Raw genomic sequence first — 16,922 nt, forward strand, 5'->3', positions numbered from 1 at the left:
TAAGGCCTTAAGACAACCTCTTCATTGATTAGCATGACCTGGCGCGTAGAGCAAAGGCTCCTGCCGGGCTGAGTGGTCGCCACGCCAGCATGATGGATCCGCGTTTGAGTATAGAATTGTCGGTCAATGCTTGCGTGATACAGGGCGCTATATTGTTGTCCTGGCGGTGAAAAAAGTGTAAATGCCGGCGTCTGGCTCAGAGAAGAAAATCATAGTAGGCAGGCGTTGTCAGGCGCTGAGACAGCGCTGATAAAGTGCCGTTGTCTTTAGTCGAGTCGACCTTGGTTGCCGATTCGGGCAAAGCTTTACGTGGCCCCCTGTTACATCAGGAAAGCATTCTGGTATTTCCGTGCCTCTTCACGATGAGCTTTGGAGCAAATGGGCGGACAGCTGTGACGTTTTCCTCCGGGTGGGCCGGTGACGGCCAGTGAAAGCGCTTCACCTCGCGGCGCTGGCGTGCTGACGCCAGCGGAGCGTGGCGTTCAACCCTCCAGACTCACGGTTGTTCAGGCTGACTTCGACCTCTTGCTGATGAGCCAGTGCAAGCACGATGGAAAGGCCCAGACCGCTACCGGTGATGGTGGCGTCGCTGGCGCGATGGAAGCGCTCGGCGACACGCTCCATGTGCGTATCGGGAATGCCGGGGCCGCTATCGAGGATGCTTAGGCGAACACCCTGGGGCTCTGCCTGGAGGATGGCTTCGATGGTGCCACCGTCGGGTGTGTAGCGCAGCGCGTTGTCCAGCAGATTGCGGATCATGATGCCGAGCTCCGTGGCATTGCCCATGACCGTGGTCGGGTCGACGTCTTCCAGGCGGAGTTGCTGGCCACGGGCGTCGGCCAGCGGCCAGAGCTCGGCCGCGAGGTCCAGCAGCAGGGAGCGCAGGTCTACGCTTTCCGGTGCCGCGGCGGTGTGGCGATCGACCCGTGCGAGTACCAGAAGCTGCTCTACCACGCGCTGGAGTCGTTCGACACCCTGACGAGCCTTGGGCAGGGCGTCGCCTTCGCCCGCCAGGGCGTTGTCCAGGTGGATCTTGAGGGCTGCCAGCGGAGTGCGCAGCTCGTGGGCGGCATCGGCGGTAAAACGTCTCTCCTTTTCCAGGGTCGCCTTGAGTCGCCCGATAAAGTCATTGAGCGACCCTCTGAGGCCAGCCAGTTCCGTCGGTACGTCCAGTGCTATGCGGCTGAGGTCGGCGGAGTCGCGATGCTCCACCTGCTGCGATAGTCGCTCGATGGGGCGCAGGCCGCGCCGGATATGACGCAGCGCCAGCAGCAGGCACAGCGGCATCAGCAGTAGCATGGGCCAGAGGTGATTGAGCGCGATGCGCTCGATGATGTCGAGAAAGAAGTCCTGCTCGATACCGATCTGTAGCCACAGACCACGACCCGGGTCATGCAGGGCAAAGACCCGCCAGCGAGACTCGCCCAGCGATCGCCACTCGAAACCCTGCTCACCAGGTGGCGGCATCTGGGGCTGGCGATCGACGTCTTGCCATCCAGGGCCAATCACCACCGGCTGGCCGGTCTCGGTCCACAGTCCGAAGCCCATCTTGCGCTCTTCGTGGTGATAGGTCTGGCCGGGTGCCACCGGCAGGTCATCGGACGTGCCGCTGTCGGTGTACAGGTGGGCGCTGGCCTTGCGCTGGTCCATCCATCGGGCCAGACGTTGATAGTCGTCTGCCTCGGGTGCCTCGGGGAGCATGCTCATCAGCCCCCTGCCGGTGAAGGCGAGCTGGGCATCGAGGATCTCCTCCAGCTCGTTTTGCGAGATCAGCCAGGCGGCCACCACCGACAATAGCGCCACCATGGCCAGGGATAGGGCCAGGGTGCGGAAAAGATAGCGATGGATCGACATCACGGGGTGATGGCCAGGAAGTCGGTATTGAGGCGATAGCCGATGCCACGCACCGTGGTGATCATCTCCTTGTGCAGCTTCTTGCGAAGATGATGTACGTGAACTTCCAGCGCGTTGGACTCGAGTTCTTCGCCCCAGCCGTAGAGCAGGCTCTCCAGGCGGGGACGCGACAGTACCTGGCCGGGATGACGGGCGAGCTCGATCAGCAGGGCGAACTCGCGACGACTCAGGGCGATACCGCGTCCCTCCCAGTCGACACAATGGCGAGCCTCATCGATGCACAGTGTGCCGACGTCGATGGTGGAACTGGCGCGACCGGCCGCTCGTCGAATCACCACGCGCAGGCGCGCCAGCAGTTCCTGGAGGTCGAAGGGCTTCAGTACATAGTCGTCTGCCCCGGCGTCCAAGCCCTGGATACGTTCTTCCACGGCGTCACGGGCGGTCAGGATCAGGACCGGCAGGGCAGTTTGCTGGCGCAGGCGTCTCAGGACCTCCAGTCCATCGCAGTCGGGCAGGCCAAGGTCGAGGATCACCACCGAGAACGCCTCCAGGGTCAGCGCCTCGAGGGCCGGCTTGCCGCAGGTGAACCAGTCGACTGCATAGCCCTCTCGTTCAAGTGCGACCTTGATACCGTCCCCCAACAGAGGGTCATCCTCCACCAGTAGTGCCCGCATGGCGTCTTCTCCGTCGATCTACCCAACTGTCTCTCAGGCAGTATGGGGCGCAAAACCTTAATCTACGCTTAAGGATCGACGGGAGCCTTGATCCGGCGCTGTTCTCTGGCTAGGCGCTGTCCGAAAAGTCGACGATCGAAGGTTAGACAAGGCAAAAATCGGTGAGAAAGCGCAGTTTACGGGGTGTAAATGAGCATTTTGATCCGATTTTTAACGCCGTATTACCGAGCGCAGGCACTTTTCAGACAAGCCCTAGGACTGCGAATCGTGCCTGGGCTTGCCGGTACGCTCGGCCGACGCCATCTTTTCCAGTTCGTCTTCGCTCATCGAGTCGTACATCGACCGGGCGGCACCGTCGAGTTCGCTCACCTTCTGTTCTCCGCGCTTGGCAGCGAGGGCCGCTCCTGCCGCCATCTGCTGGGCTTTCGATTTCGCTGGCATGGTTACCTCCTTGAAGGGAAAGAAGATTGTCGTACCGGCGTTAATAGTTTGCTGCCTGGCAGGCTCGACAGACCCAACGACGAAAAGCCAGACTCCGCCAGGTTCGACCCGGATCAGTCCCAGCATAATCACTTGCCATTTACGTCTTCAACGCCAGTTGCCTGAATACCGAAACGTATCCAGAGGCGAGTGGGCGAAATCATATGAAAGGAAGAGCGACGTTCGCCAGGGAGTGTGTCGGCCTGTGTTCTTTCGTGGAGGTGTCCTTTCGCTGGAGGTTTTTGCGCTTTTGCCTGGGCACAGCGGTGCTACCTTGGCCGCCGCTGAATCTGACCGTCGAGATTCGAAGTAATGTGAAGAAGTGAAGTCACACGGCGTTACAACTCTTTTCAATAAGAAGTACGAAACAGCGCCCTGCTCTGGCAGCGTCTGATGGCGACGTAAAGGATTACCTTGATGACTTTCGAATTGACGTTGTTTAGACGCTATTGCAACAGCTTTGACATAAAGCGCCCATCGAGTCTTGTCCGCGACGGTTTATTGGTGACTCGGGCAGGCGTGGCGTCTTCGTCTTTCGTTCAGCGATTCTGCCATGACAAGGGAGCAAGCCACCATGCGAGATACACAGGATCTTTTTCCGACACGCCTGGAGCGCAAGCTGGGCATGTTCGAGCGCATCGACCCGGTCGTTCATTACGATGAACAGCAGCGAGCGAACGGCCCCCTCAGCGAAGAAGAGCTTGATGAGTTTGATAGAAAAGGCTTTCTCTCTTTCGAGAACTTCTTCGACAAGGAGGAGATGGATGCCTTTATCCAGGAATTGCGGGAGTACGAGGAAGACGAGGACCTCAAATTGTCCGAAGGGACGGTGCTGGAGCCCGGAAAACAGGAGATCCGGTCGATCTTCGGCATACATCAAGTCTCGGATCGTTTCAGCCGTCTGACACGGGACCCGAGGCTATTGGCCATGGTGCAGCAGATACTCGGTAGCGACGTCTACATCCATCAGTCGCGTATCAACTACAAGCCCGGCTTCAAGGGGAAAGGTTTTGACTGGCACTCGGACTTCGAGACCTGGCATAGCGAAGACGGCATGCCTCGGATGCGGTCACTGAGCTGCTCGATCATCCTGACGGATAACGGTGAATTCAACGGCCCATTGATGCTGATTCCCGGGTCCCACAAGCAGTTCGTTCCTTGTGTCGGACGCACCCCGGAGGACAACTACAAGGAGTCATTGAAGAGCCAGGACATCGGTGTTCCTGATGCCGCCAGCCTGAAGAAACTGATGCTGGAGAACGATATAGAGGCGCCGAAAGGCGATTCTGGCTCATTGGTGATGTTCGAGTGCAATACGCTGCACGGCTCCAATATCAATATGTCCTGCTGGCCGAGGAGCAATCTGTTCTTCGTCTATAACAGTGTCGAGAATACCCTCCACGATCCCTACTGCGGCAACAAGCCTCGCCCCGAGTTCCTGGCCACGCGCAAGGACTACAGCCCGCTCACACCTGTCGAAGGAAAGCGTCAGGAAGAGTGAGAGCCGACGCCACCTACCTCTCCGCCATCACAGGCACTGTCACGCGCTTACCTGGCCATCGTCGCTGGGGCTCGAGATCTTCCAGCAGCAAACGCCACCTTGATACACAAGGTGGCATTTTCGTCGGTGTTGATGGAGGCAGCGGGAATCGAACCCCTGGGTCTGTAGAGAGCGCCGACTTTGCCCTTGGCTCTGCTTTTCTGGGGGTGTGCCCTGAAACGAAAAATGCCACCTTTGGGAAGGTGGCATCTTTCTGGTGTTGGTGGAGTCGGCGGGAATCGAACCCCCTGGGTCTGTAGAGAGCGCCGACCTCGCCCTTGGCTCACCGTATCTTCCGGGTACAAAAAAGCCACCTTCAGATGAGGTGGCCTTTTCGTCGGTGTTGGTAGAGGCGGCGGGAATCGAACCCCTGGGTCTGTAGAGAGCGCCGACCTCGCCCTTGGGTCTTCTTTGCCTTTGGAAACTGTCGGGCACAAAAAAACCTCCACAAGGGAGGTTCTTTCGTCGGTGTTGGTGGAGGCGGCGGGAATCGAACCCGCGTCCGCCGACACTCGCCCATTGGCTCTACATGCTTAGTTCCGTCATTTGATTTAACGCCTCGGGCTCCGACGGGCAGGATCCCGAAACGCGATTCCTCCAAAGTTTAGCGATTGACGAGAGGACAGCGCCAACCGCGATCTCACCTATCTTGGCTCGTAGCCCATTGGCAACGGATGAGCACGTCGCCGCCGGGTAGGACTAGAAGCTAGCAGTTTTTACGCTGCCAGCGCGCCCTGAGCGTAGTTTTCGTCGTTTGCGACTATTTAGTCGTGATGTTGGATTTACGAGATACATCACGCTCTCGGCATGCACCTCAGGGGTTGTCATCGGCGTCGAAACCATGTCGCCCCCGTAACGCCCCGCCAGTGTACCAAAGATCCGGCGGTCTGTACTACATCTGACGGCTCAGGCGCGGTTTTGTTCCCGCATGACGCGGCCCTTCTGACGCTGCCAGTCGCGATCCTTCTCGGTGGCGCGCTTGTCGTGGAGCTTCTTGCCCGTCACCAGCGCCAGCTCACACTTCACCCGGCTGCCTTTCCAGTACAGCTTCAGCGGCACACAGGTGTGCCCCTTGTCCTGGGTGCGCGAGAAGATCTTGGCGATCTCCTTGCGATGAAGCAGCAGCTTGCGCGTGCGCGTGGGGTCCGCCACCTCGTGGGTGCTGGTGGTGTTGAGCGGCATGATATGGCTGCCGAGCAACCAGGCCTCGCCGTTCTTCACTAGAATGTAGGTGTCGGTGAGCTGGGCCTTGCCGGCACGCAGGCTCTTGACCTCCCATCCCGCCAGCACCAGCCCGGCCTCGAAGGACTCGTCGATATGGTATTCGAAGCGCGCCTTCTTGTTCTGAGCGATGGTGTTGTTGCCGGGACCCTTGTCCTTTCCCTTCTTGCTGGCCATGGAACCTCTTGATGTCTGAATCGGTCGTGGAAGCGGTGTCGTAACCGATGTGGCCCGATGTGTAGCCTTCCGGGTCGACGCCAGGCGGTTGCCACGGCGGCGCTGCCCGTCGGTCCCCCTTTCGGCTGTCTCCAGTTCTGCCGGGGAAGCGTGCTACCATTTGAGGCCGAAATAACCGCTCATGATACGCCCTGGGCTTCTGGAAGTCAGCGGAGAGGTCAATGCCAACCGTCAATCGGTCCGCCATGGTGCGGCACACCCCCAAGCAGATGTTCGATCTGGTCAACGATTTCGAGCGCTATCCGGAGTTTCTGCCGGGCTGTCGTCGCGCGCGGCTGCTGGAGAAGGACGAATCGCACCTGATCGGCGAAATGACCCTGGGGCGGGCCGGCATCGAGCAGACCATCGTCACCCGAAATGACCTGCACGAACCTGACCGTATCGAGCTGTCGCTGGTAAAGGGGCCGTTCAAGCGACTGGACGGACGCTGGAAATTCATCACCATGGGCGAGAACGTGTGCAAGGTCAGCCTGGAGATGGACTTCGAGTTCTCCAGCCGGCTGCTCGGCATGGCCTTTGGCAAGGTCTTCCAGCAGATCGCGGGCCAGCAGGTGGATGCCTTCACGCGGCGTGCCGATGAGCTCTATGGGCGCTGACAGCGCAAGACCCTCGACTCCTCGCGTCGAGCCGGCACCCGCCGATCACTCGGCGGGGCCAGATATAAAGGAAGACGCAAGCGACGAGGTGCTTCGCGTGGAAGTGGCCTTTGCCTTGCCGCACAAGCAACGTCTTGTCGCGCTGCGCGTCGCCAAGGGCACGACCGCCAGCGAAGCGCTGGCGTTGGCCGACCTGCCGTCGCTGTTTCCCGAACTGCCTGTGGAAACCTTCAGCGAGGCCAGTCTCGGTATCTTCGGCAAGGCGTTGAAAGAACCCTCACGGCAGATACTGCGTGACGGTGATCGCGTAGAGGTCTATCGACCGTTGAAGATCGATCCCAAGGCGGCGAGGGCAGAGAGGGCGGCTCGTAGCCGCTCTTCCTCCTAGCGACCCTGGGCGGCCGGGGCAGGTGCGTCGCCGTCTGAGCGAAGGCGCTGCGCATGGAAGCACCTAGGTGTAGAACCAACCAGGCGTAGAACCAACCAGGGTGGCCGTTGTGGCCACCCTGATGCGTGTTCTCGCTGGCGCCAACGGCTTACTCGCGCTCGGGGTCCACGGTGCGGTTGTAGATCGGCTCGATATTGGCTTCGCCCTCGGGGTTATCGTCGCCGCCGCCGCTGGTGGGGCCTACGCCGTAGCTATGCTTGCCTGCCACGTCCGGGTTCATGCTGAAGTCGCCTTCCCGGTCGATATTGACCAGGTTGTTGCCGGCGAAGGTCAGGGTGACGCGTCTTTGCATCACGTCGCCGTAAGCTTCGTCGAGACGGTAGACGTAGTCCCACTGGTCGGCGCTGAACGGGGCCTCCAGCAGCGGCGAGCCCATGAGGTTGATGACCTCCTGTCGGGACATGCCGGGGCGCAGCTGTTCGACCATGCTGTTGGTCACCAGGTTGCCCTGTGCCAGGTCGCGCTTGTACACGCTGAAGTAGGTGCAGCCGCTGGTCAGCGCCAGGGCCAGTGAAAGGGTGACAATTCCGGTCAACTTTTGCATTTGCGCCTGTTCTTCACTATCGTGGGGTCGGTCGATCATACCCGACCCTACCTGATACTGCGAAGAGCAACCATGGCCGACAAGAACCATGAATTGCGCAAGGCTGGACTGAAAGTCACTCTGCCGCGCGTAAAGATCCTGCAGATCCTCGAATCTGCCACCGATCAGCACCACCTCAGCGCCGAGGACGTGTACAAGACGCTTCTCGAAGCCGGTGAAGATGTGGGCCTGGCGACGGTGTATCGCGTGCTGACTCAGTTCGAGTCGGCGGGCCTGGTGATCCGACACAATTTCGACGGTGGCCATGCGGTCTTCGAGCTCTCCCAGGAAGAGCATCACGACCATATGGTGTGCCTGGAAAGCGGTGAGATCATCGAGTTCTTCGACGAGACCATCGAGCGTCGGCAGCAGGAGATCGCCGAGGAGCACGGCTTCGAACTCGTCGATCACGCGCTGGTCCTCTACGTCAGACCCAAGGGTTCCAAGGCGACGCGTCAGGAAGGCATCGCCAAGAAGTAACGGATCCCTCTGCGCGTAGCGCTGAGCAAGAGTCTCTGCCCCCGGGCGGAGGCTTTCTCGTGTCTGGAAGATGTGATCAGCGCTGTGCGGTCAGTGGGTACACAAAAGCGCCACGTCCCCGTCAGTTGGGGGCGTGGCGCTTGCGTTGTGGGCTCACTGTAAAATGCTGCTTTTTCTTGCGTACTGCTCTTCAGTAGCGCTTTTCTGTGCTGCCTGGGTTCGCCGGGCCTAGTGGTGCGCCCTTTGGCTTGCGTCGAGCATCTCGCGGGCATGGGCCAGGGTCTGGTCCGAGAGTTTGACGCCGCCGAGCATGCGTGCCAGCTCGCCGACCCGCCCGGCTTCGTCGAGGTGTGCCATGCGGGTGCGGGTGGAATCCTTGCGTGCCTTCTTCTCGATGTGCAGATGGTGGTGGGCCTGGGCGGCGACCTGGGGCAGGTGGGTCACCGTCAGTACCTGGCCGCCCTGGCCCAGTCGCTTGAGCAACTGGCCGACGATCTCGGCGGTGGCACCGGATACCCCGACGTCGACCTCATCGAACACCAGGCTGGGGATGGTGGAGTGCTGGGCGGCGATCACCTGGATGGCCAGGCTGATACGCGACAGCTCGCCACCGGAGGCTACCTTGGCCAGCGGGCGTGGCGGCTGGCCGGGGTTGGCGGCGATCAGGAAGCGCACCCGGTCCATGCCCTCTGGGGTAGCGGCATCGCGCCGACTGACGTCGACCTCGAAGCGGGCCTTGCCCATGGCCAGAAACGCCAGTTGCTGCTGGACTTCCTTGCCGAAACGCTTGGCGGCCTTGTGGCGAGCGGCGCTGACGGTCTCTGCCAGGGCACGCCATTCTGCCTTGAGGGCGTCGGCCTTCTCGGTCAGCGCCTCGAGGTCCTCGTCACCGCCCTCCAGCCCCTGAAGTTCTGCCGTCAGGCGCTGGTGCAGGGCGACGATCTCGTCCGGCAGTACATGGTGCTTGCGAGCGATGCGGTGAGCCTCGCCCAGGCGCTGCTCTACCCAGGCCAGGCGCTCCGGGTCCAGCTCCACGTCGGCGACCACCTGATGCAGTTCGCGGCCGGCTTCCTCGAGCTGAATGCTGGCGTCACCCAGCAAGGCGATGGCGTTGGCCAGGGCTCCCTTGTCGCTGCCGGGCAGGGCGGCCAGGTGTTGGCTTGCCTGGTGGAGCAGGGGTAGGGCACCGCCTTCCTCGCCATCGCAGCAGTCGAGCGCGAACTGGGTCTCCGCCAGGCGCGACTCGGCGTGGGCCAGCAGCTCCTGTTCACGTTCGAGCTGTTCGAGCTCGTCTTCGCCCAGGCCGAGTTGGTCGAGTTCTTCCACCTGATAGCGCAACAGCTGGCGACGGGCGCGGATTTCATCGCCGTCGTCGGCCAGCCGTTTCAGTTGTCGCCGGGTGGACTGCCACTCACGGTAGAGCTCGGCCAGCCGACTCACCGATTCACGGTGGCCGGCCAGGTCGTCGAGCAGGCGCAGGTGGGTGTCCTCGGCCAGCAGGGCCTGGTGGGCGTGCTGGCCGTGGATCTCGATCAGGGTCTCGCCCAGCGACTTGAGGTCGGCGATGGTGGCCGGCTGGCCGTTGATCCAGGCCTTGGAGCGACCGCTTTTAGTGACCACGCGACGCAGCAGGCAGTCGTCATCGGGCAGTTCTCGGTTGGCAAGCCAGGCCCGGGCGTTGGGCAGGTTGGCAATGTCGAAGCGCGCGCTCAGGTCGGCTCTGGACTGGCCGTGGCGCACGCTGCCGGCGTCGGCGCGTTCGCCGAGACACAGGCCCAGGGCGCCAAGCAGGATCGACTTGCCGGCGCCGGTCTCGCCGGTGATGGCAGTCATGCCGCCCTCGAGCTCGAGTTCGAGGTGGTCGACGATGGCGAAGTCCTGGATCGAGAGTTCGGTCAGCATGCGTGCCTCCTGGTGGCGTCACCGAGCGGTGCGACGGTCAGTGCAAGGGTGGCGGTCGTACAGGGCGATGGGTGCGGCAATCGCTCGCGCAATCGCTAGAGCATCGATATGGCGCAATGGATGGGGGGTGGCATTACTGTTTATCCATCCATGTGGTGTCTGTTTATACAGTAGTCCAGGCGCGCCCTCAATGCATCCTTGCGCAGCAACTTCAGTGGTTGCGGGTCAGCGCTGCGGCAAATCCTGGGCCTGCCGGGGAAAGTCTGATCAGGATCTGCGTCTTTCCCCTTGAGATTGTTGTGGCCAACCCCATATACCTCTGCAACCTCTGGTCCCCGGACCAGCCACTGTACAGGCGGTGCTACCGCAATTGTTGGACTTCTTCAGGAGGCTGCACATGGCCAAAGATCCCCAGACCCCGTTGGATGACGAACTCGCTCGCCAGGAGCAGGAAGGCGAGCCGGAGCAGGCGGTCGATGCTGCCGAGGCCGTCGAGGGCGAACTCGAGGACATCGTCGATCAGGCTGAGGATGAGGCACAGGCCGAGGCCGTGGAAGGCGGTGACAACCCCGAGGCCGAGGTGCTGGCGGCCCGCGTCGAGGAGCTCGAGCAGAGCGTGACCGAGGCCAAGGACCAGGCCCTGCGTGCCGCCGCCGAGGCGCAGAACGTGCGCAGGCGGGCGGAAGCCGAGGCCGAGAAGGCGCGCAAGTTTGCGCTGGAGAAGTTCATCAAGGACCTGCTTCCGGTGGTCGACAGCCTGGAAAAGGCGCTTGAGGCCATGGGTGAGGACGCCTCCGAGGTGCATCGCGAGGGTGTCTCCATGACCCTGAAGATGCAGCTCGACGTACTGGCCAAGTTCGGCGTCGAGATCGTCGAGCCCCAGGGCGAGCCGTTCGACCCGCAGTACCACGAGGCCATGGCCATGGTGCCGAACCCCGAGGTCGACCCCAACACCGTCATCGACGTGATGCAGAAGGGCTACGTGCTCAACGGACGCCTGGTGCGCCCGGCGATGGTGGTAGTGAGCCAGGCGGCCGGCTGAAACATCCGGCCCACGGGGCCTGACCGATACGGGTTGTCGACAGGAGTTGAACATGGGGCCTTGAAATCGGCGGAGACGCCCCCCAGATAGTCGGCAACCCCGCGGCGAACGCCGCAAGCCAAACTTCAGTTACGCAAGACACGAATTCGAGGATTTCCTATGGGACGCATCATCGGCATTGACCTTGGTACCACCAACTCCTGTCTGGCCGTGCTCGACGGCGACAGCGCCAAGGTGATCGAGAACGCAGAAGGCGCACGTACCACCCCGTCCATCATCGCCTACACCGATGATGGCGAGACCCTGGTGGGTCAGGCGGCCAAGCGTCAGGCGGTGACCAACCCGGAAAACACCCTGTACGCGATCAAGCGCCTGATCGGCCGTCGCTTCAAGGACGACGTCGTCCAGAAGGACATCAAGATGGTGCCCTACACCATCACCGAAGCCGACAACGGCGACGCCTGGGTCGAGGTCAAGGGCAAGAAGCTGGCACCGCCCCAGGTCAGCGCGGAAGTGCTGAAGAAGATGAAGAAGACCGCCGAGGACTACCTGGGCGAAGAAGTGACCGAGGCGGTCATCACCGTGCCGGCCTACTTCAACGACAGCCAGCGTCAGGCCACCAAGGACGCGGGTCGCATCGCCGGTCTCGAGGTCAAGCGCATCATCAACGAGCCGACCGCGGCTGCCCTTGCCTATGGCATGGACAAGTCGCGCGGTGACAAGACCATCGCGGTCTATGACCTGGGTGGCGGTACCTTCGATATCTCCATCATCGAAGTGGCCGACGTCGACGGCGAGACGCAGTTCGAGGTGCTGGCCACCAACGGCGACACCTTCCTGGGTGGTGAGGACTTCGACCTCAAGCTGATCAACTACCTGGTCGACCAGTTCAAGGCCGACAGCGGTATCGACCTGTCCGGCGACAACCTGGCCATGCAGCGCCTGAAGGAAGCCGCCGAGAAGGCCAAGATCGAGCTGTCCAGCGCCCAGCAGACCGACGTCAACCTGCCTTACATCACCGCCGACAACACCGGTCCCAAGCACCTCAACGTCAAGGTGACCCGGGCCAAGCTGGAGTCGCTGGTGGAAGAGCTGGTGAGCCGTTCACTGGCGCCGTGCAAGACCGCACTGTCCGACGCCGGCCTGTCCGCCTCCGAGATCGACGACGTCATCCTGGTCGGTGGCCAGACCCGTATGCCGATGGTTCAGGCCAAGGTCGCCGAGTTCTTCGGCAAGGACGCCCGCAAGGACGTCAACCCGGACGAAGCCGTGGCCGTGGGTGCTGCGATCCAGGGCGGCGTGCTCGGCGGTGACGTCAAGGACGTGCTGCTGCTGGACGTGACTCCGCTGACACTGGGTATCGAGACCCTGGGTGGCGTGATGACGCCGCTGATCGAGAAGAACACCACCATCCCGACCAAGAAGACCCAGGTGTTCTCCACCGCGGACGACAACCAGACCGCCGTGACCATTCACGTGCTGCAGGGTGAGCGCAAGCAGTCCAGCGGCAACAAGTCGCTCGGTCGCTTCGACCTGTCGGACATTCCGCCGGCGCCGCGCGGTGTGCCGCAGATCGAGGTCGCCTTCGACCTGGACGCCAACGGTATCCTCAACGTGTCCGCCAAGGACAAGGCCACCGGCAAGGAACAGTCCATCGTCATCAAGGCCTCCAGCGGCCTGTCCGACGATGAGATCGAGCAGATGGTCCGCGACGCCGAGGCCCACGCCGACGAGGACAAGAAGTTCGAGGAACTGGTGGCGCTGCGCAACCAGGCCGACGGCATGATCCACGCCTCTCGCAAGACCCTCGAGGAAGCCGGCGACAAGGCCTCCGAAGACGAGAAGCAGGCCATCGAGAGCGCCATCAAGGAGCTCGAGGAAGCGCTGCAGGGCGACGACAAGGATGCCATCCAGGCCAAGCTCGACGCCCTGACCGAGGCCTCCGGCAACCTGGCGCAGAAGATGTACGCCGAACAGGCGGACGCTGGCCAGCAGGCGGGTGACGCCGACGCTGGCGCCAAGAAGGAAGATGACGTGGTCGACGCCGAGTATGAAGAAGTCAACGACGACCAGAAAAAGCAGTAACCACGACATCTGAACCTCGGATGACGCCAACGCGGGAGCCGGACTCCCGCGTTGGTGTTGCTGAGCGTCGCGACGGAGGCGGACAGACCCATGTCCAAGAGAGACTACTACGAGGTACTAGGTGTCGAGCGCGGTGCCGATCAGAAGGACATCAAGAAGGCCTATCGGCGCCTGGCACAGAAGTACCACCCGGACCGTAACCCGGACGATGACACCTCAGCGGAAAAATTCCGTGAAGTGTCCGAGGCCTACGAGGTCCTGACCGACAGCGAGAAGCGTGCGGCCTACGACCAGTTTGGCCATGCCGGCGTCGACGGCCAGGGCGGTGGTGGCTTTGGCGGCGCCGGGGCTGGCGGCTTCAGTGACATCTTCGGTGATGTCTTCGGTGACATCTTCGGCGGTGGCGGCGGACGTCGTAACCCCAATGCGCCCCAGCGGGGCAGCGACCTGCGCTACAACCTCGAGCTTGACCTCGAGAGCGCGGTGGCCGGCACCAGTGTCGACATCCGTGTGCCGCGTCACATCGAATGTGAGCGCTGCGACGGCGAAGGTGCCGAGCCGGGTTCCACCAAGGAAACCTGCCCGACCTGTCACGGACACGGTCAGGTGCGCATGCAGCAGGGCTTCTTTGCCGTGCAGCAGACCTGCCCGACCTGTCACGGCAGCGGCCAGCACATCAAGGTGCCGTGCCACGCCTGTCATGGCGAAGGTCGCGTGCGCGAGACCCGCACCCTGTCGGTGAAGATTCCGGCCGGCGTCGATTCCGGCGATCGCATTCGTCTCAATGGCGAGGGCGAAGCCGGTATCAACGGCGGTCCGCCCGGGGACCTGTATGTGCAGGTCGCGATCAAGCCGCACCATATCTTCGAGCGCGAAGGGCGTCACCTGCAGTGTGAGGTACCGATCAACTTCGTCGACGCCGCCCTTGGCGGTGAGCTCGAAGTGCCGACGCTGGATGGTCGGGTGAAGCTGAAGATTCCGGCGGAAACCCAGACCGGCAAGCTGTTCCGGCTGCGCGGCAAGGGTGTCAAGCCGGTGCGCGGCGGCCCCGCCGGCGATCTGTTGTGCCGGGTGGTGGTGGAAACCCCGGTCAAGCTCAGCGAGGAACAGAAGGATCTGCTGCGCAAGTTCCAGGACAGCCTGGGTGGCAGCAACGCCCAGCACTCGCCGAAGAAGTCGAGCTTCTTCGACGGGGTGAAGAAGTTCTTCGAAGATATGAAGCTGTAAGTCGCGTACCCTCGGGCCAGGAGTGATCCTGCGCCGACCAGGGCTTAGTGACGATGATCGACCCCCGACGCCTGGCGCCGGGGGTCGGTTTTTTTTGTCGGCAGCACAAGGGCCGTCAGCGGGGCGTCGCGCTCGGGCGGTTCTCGTGGGCGCTTCTGCTGGGCGGCTTGATTGGGTGGGGCAGGGCTTGTGGACGGCGCGGCTCTTCTGAACAGGGACGATGATCATGAGTGATAGGGATAGGCCCCTGGCGGGTATCGTGCTGCGCATCGCCTCCGGGGTGCTGTTCGCCGCCATGCTGGTCTGCGTGAAGTGGGTGAGCGACGAGGTGCCGCTGGGCCAGGTAGTATTCTATCGCTCCGCCTTTGCGCTGTTGCCGATCGTGCTGTTTCTGGCCTGGCGTCGAGAGTTTCCGGCGGGGCTGGCGACCCGTCGCCCCTTGGGCCATCTGTTGCGCTCGAGCCTCGGCGCCGCTTCGATGTTTGCCACCTTTGCGGCCCTGGCGCGTCTGCCCGTAGCCGAAGCCACCCTGCTGGCGCAGCTGGCACCGGTACTGATGGCGATCGGCGGCGTGGTGTTGCTGGGCGAGCGCCTTACCCCGTCGCGGGCGCTGGCACTTGTGCTCGCCTTGGGCGGGGTGGCGGTGCTGGTGGTGCCGGATATCGGCAACGCCGACAAGGCCGGCCAATTGTCGGGCTACGCGCTCGGTGTGCTGGGGGCGTCGTTGACCGCCGCAGCGCTGGTCACGGTGCGGCGCATCTCGCGCACAGAGGGGGCCGGTGCCATCGCCTTCTACTTCGTGCTGGCCTGCACCCTGGCGGGGCTGGCGACCCTGCCGCTGGGCTGGGTAGCACTGCCGACCCAGACGCTGACGCTGCTGATCCTGGCCGGGTTGCTGGGGGGCGCGGCGCACATCTGCATGACGTTGGCGCTGCGCTTCGCCGAGGTGTCGAGGCTTGCCCCCTTCGAGTACATCGCCCTGGTGTGGCCGGTGCTGGCCGATCTCTGGCTGTTTGGCCAGCCGTTGTCGAGCGGCTTTCTGCTGGCGCTGCCGCTGTTGCTCGGCGGTGCCGCCCTGGCCGCCATGGAAGGCCGTCGCCTGGGGTGGCCGCGCCGGCGCTCGCCGCCCGAGAACGGCTAGACATGCGTGGGTACGATGAACAGCAACACGCCGTTGCCTGACGCCGAGATGACATGGGGGATATGATTCTGCGATATATTCGTATTCTCAGAAACGGTGGAAAGCATGGTGGAATCCCGAGCCTTCGTCGAGACCGCATCAGGGCAACGCTTGATCAATCGCCTGTGCAAGCACTGGGCCCACAAGCTCGAGGTGGATGCCGAGAGCGGTCACGTGGTGTTCCCCGGCGGCGAGTGCTGGATGAAGGCGTCCGACTCGCAGCTCAGCGTCGATCTCCAGGCCGAGGACGCCGAGCGGCTGGAGCGCCTCAAGGACGTGGTGGCCAGCCACCTGGAGCGGATGGCGGGCAAGGAGCCGCTCAGCGTCGTCTGGCAGTGAGTTTGGCTGGACGCGATTGGCGCTATAGCCAGCCGGTGCGACGGAAGCGTCGGTAGAGCGCGCCGCAGCACAGGACCATCATTCCCAGCGCCAGCGGATAGCCCAGCCGCCAGTCCAGTTCGGGCATATGGGTGAAGTTCATCCCCCAGATGCCGGCGAGGATGGTCGCCACCGCGAAGATCGCCGCCCAGGAGGCCAGGCGCTTGTGCACCTCGCTCTCGTCGATGGCCACCATCGACAGGTTGACCTGGATGGCGGTAATGATGGTTTCGCGAATGGTGTCGATGGCCGCCTCGATACGATGCAGGTGGTCGTAGACGTCGCGGAAGTAGTCCTGGGTCTCGTAGCACAGCGCCGGGACGCGTCCGCCGAACAGATGGGAGCTGGCTTCGGCCAGTGGGGTCACCGCGTGCTTGACGCACATGGTGCGGCGCTTGAGCTGATACAGCCGCTCCAGGCTGGCGCGGGCGCTGCCGCGCACGAAGATCTGGTCCTCGATGCTTTCCAGTTCTGCCTCGAGTTCTTCGAGTACCGGAAAGTAGCGGTCCACTACGACATCCATCAGCGCATAGAGCACGAAGGCCGGCCCTTGCTTGAGCAGCTCGGGCTCGCGCTCGCAGCGGGCGCGTACATCGGCGAAACCACGCCCGGAGTGCTGACGTACCGACAACACATAGCCGGGGCCGGCAAAGATGGCTAGCTGGCCATGCTGCACCTCGCCCTGGCTGACGCTGATCACCTGGGTGACGACGAACAGAGCGTCGCCGTATTCCTCCACCTTGGGGCGCTGTTCGCCGACCAGGGCATCCTCCACGGCCAGTTCATGCAGCTCGAAGATGTCCTGAAAGGTGGACAGCTCCTCGGCATCCGGGTCGTGCAGCGCCACCCAGACAAAGCAGTTCGAGCGCGAGCGGTAGTCATCGATCTCGCCTCTGTCGATGTTGCAAAGACGCCGTCCTTCTTCATACGCCACGCAGTTGACGATCATCGTTGTCCCCTTGCGGTTGTTATCGTGGTTCTGAGGAAAAGGTAGA

16 protein-coding genes and 1 other RNA gene are annotated in these 16,922 nt (G+C 62.6%); 9 read left to right on the top strand and 8 right to left on the bottom strand.

Annotation, left to right across the window (positions count from 1 at the left end; all coding sequences use genetic code 11):
• Window positions 1–438 precede the first annotated feature (438 nt).
• The 3 genes from EBB56_RS19120 to EBB56_RS19130 all read right to left on the bottom strand — a co-directional run bounded on the left by EBB56_RS19120 (window position 439) and on the right by EBB56_RS19130 (window position 2,969).
• The gene (locus EBB56_RS19120) at window positions 439–1,854 is read right to left on the bottom strand and encodes an ATP-binding protein (protein WP_239452562.1); all 1,416 of its coding nucleotides are present in this window, start codon (window positions 1,852–1,854) and stop codon (window positions 439–441) included.
• Complete coding sequence (locus EBB56_RS19125; RefSeq protein WP_045993176.1) at window positions 1,854–2,528, bottom strand: response regulator transcription factor; 675 nt, start codon at window positions 2,526–2,528, stop codon at window positions 1,854–1,856. Before EBB56_RS19125 ends, EBB56_RS19120 begins: the two co-directional genes overlap by 1 nt.
• 252 nt (window positions 2,529–2,780) lie before the next feature.
• Complete coding sequence (locus tag EBB56_RS19130; protein WP_045992303.1) at window positions 2,781–2,969, bottom strand: DUF3008 family protein; 189 nt, start codon at window positions 2,967–2,969, stop codon at window positions 2,781–2,783.
• Between the two features lie 592 nt (window positions 2,970–3,561).
• Here EBB56_RS19130 and thpD point away from each other — a divergent pair.
• A complete protein-coding gene (thpD, locus tag EBB56_RS19135) occupies window positions 3,562–4,509 on the top strand; it encodes an ectoine hydroxylase (protein WP_260425396.1) in 948 nt (315 codons plus the stop codon).
• Window positions 4,510–5,020: 511 nt separating this feature from the next.
• Here the strand turns inward: thpD and ssrA are convergent.
• Both ssrA and smpB read right to left on the bottom strand, forming a co-directional pair.
• Window positions 5,021–5,400, bottom strand: a transfer-messenger RNA (tmRNA) gene (gene ssrA, locus EBB56_RS19140).
• Between the two features lie 54 nt (window positions 5,401–5,454).
• Window positions 5,455–5,946 (bottom strand): SsrA-binding protein SmpB, encoded by a 492-nt coding sequence (smpB, locus tag EBB56_RS19145; RefSeq protein WP_045992293.1) that lies wholly within the window; start codon window positions 5,944–5,946, stop codon window positions 5,455–5,457.
• A gap of 221 nt (window positions 5,947–6,167) precedes the next feature.
• Between smpB and EBB56_RS19150 the strand changes: the two genes are divergently transcribed.
• Entirely contained in the window at window positions 6,168–6,602 is a 435-nt protein-coding gene (locus EBB56_RS19150) for a type II toxin-antitoxin system RatA family toxin (RefSeq protein WP_045992292.1), read from the top strand.
• An 88-nt stretch (window positions 6,603–6,690) separates the two neighbouring features.
• Window positions 6,691–6,990 (top strand): RnfH family protein, encoded by a 300-nt coding sequence (locus EBB56_RS19155; protein ID WP_045992291.1) that lies wholly within the window; start codon window positions 6,691–6,693, stop codon window positions 6,988–6,990.
• 148 nt (window positions 6,991–7,138) lie between these two features.
• Here EBB56_RS19155 and EBB56_RS19160 read toward each other — a convergent pair whose 3' ends face one another.
• On the bottom strand, window positions 7,139–7,594 hold the full coding sequence (locus tag EBB56_RS19160) for an outer membrane protein assembly factor BamE (protein ID WP_045992301.1): 456 nt from the start codon (window positions 7,592–7,594) through the stop codon (window positions 7,139–7,141).
• Window positions 7,595–7,666: 72 nt separating this feature from the next.
• Between EBB56_RS19160 and fur the strand changes: the two genes are divergently transcribed.
• The gene (gene fur, locus EBB56_RS19165; protein WP_045992290.1) at window positions 7,667–8,113 is read left to right on the top strand and encodes a ferric iron uptake transcriptional regulator; all 447 of its coding nucleotides are present in this window, start codon (window positions 7,667–7,669) and stop codon (window positions 8,111–8,113) included.
• A gap of 228 nt (window positions 8,114–8,341) precedes the next feature.
• Here the strand turns inward: fur and recN are convergent, their stop codons facing one another.
• Complete coding sequence (recN, locus tag EBB56_RS19170; RefSeq protein ID WP_045992289.1) at window positions 8,342–10,015, bottom strand: DNA repair protein RecN; 1,674 nt, start codon at window positions 10,013–10,015, stop codon at window positions 8,342–8,344.
• A 397-nt stretch (window positions 10,016–10,412) separates the two neighbouring features.
• Here recN and grpE point away from each other — a divergent pair, with 397 nt between their 5' ends.
• The 5 genes from grpE (at window position 10,413) to EBB56_RS19195 (ending at window position 15,888) form a co-directional block, all read left to right on the top strand.
• Window positions 10,413–11,057: a nucleotide exchange factor GrpE gene (gene grpE / locus EBB56_RS19175; RefSeq protein WP_045992288.1), complete on the top strand. Its 645-nt coding sequence runs from the start codon at window positions 10,413–10,415 to the stop codon at window positions 11,055–11,057.
• Window positions 11,058–11,216: 159 nt separating this feature from the next.
• Window positions 11,217–13,142, top strand: a complete 1,926-nt coding sequence (gene dnaK / locus EBB56_RS19180) for a molecular chaperone DnaK (RefSeq protein WP_045992287.1) — start codon at window positions 11,217–11,219, stop codon at window positions 13,140–13,142.
• A 90-nt stretch (window positions 13,143–13,232) separates the two neighbouring features.
• The gene (gene dnaJ, locus EBB56_RS19185) at window positions 13,233–14,369 is read left to right on the top strand and encodes a molecular chaperone DnaJ (RefSeq protein ID WP_045992286.1); all 1,137 of its coding nucleotides are present in this window, start codon (window positions 13,233–13,235) and stop codon (window positions 14,367–14,369) included.
• A gap of 226 nt (window positions 14,370–14,595) precedes the next feature.
• Entirely contained in the window at window positions 14,596–15,510 is a 915-nt protein-coding gene (locus EBB56_RS19190; RefSeq protein WP_124805079.1) for a DMT family transporter, read from the top strand.
• Between the two features lie 105 nt (window positions 15,511–15,615).
• The gene (locus EBB56_RS19195; protein WP_045992284.1) at window positions 15,616–15,888 is read left to right on the top strand and encodes a DUF2218 domain-containing protein; all 273 of its coding nucleotides are present in this window, start codon (window positions 15,616–15,618) and stop codon (window positions 15,886–15,888) included.
• 22 nt (window positions 15,889–15,910) lie between these two features.
• Here the strand turns inward: EBB56_RS19195 and corA are convergent, their stop codons facing one another.
• A complete protein-coding gene (corA, locus tag EBB56_RS19200; protein ID WP_124805080.1) occupies window positions 15,911–16,876 on the bottom strand; it encodes a magnesium/cobalt transporter CorA in 966 nt (321 codons plus the stop codon).
• Between the last annotated feature and the right edge of the window lie 46 nt (window positions 16,877–16,922).

Source organism: Halomonas sp. YLB-10, assembly GCF_003856855.1.
Classification (GTDB): Bacteria; Pseudomonadota; Gammaproteobacteria; order Pseudomonadales; family Halomonadaceae; genus Halomonas; species Halomonas litopenaei.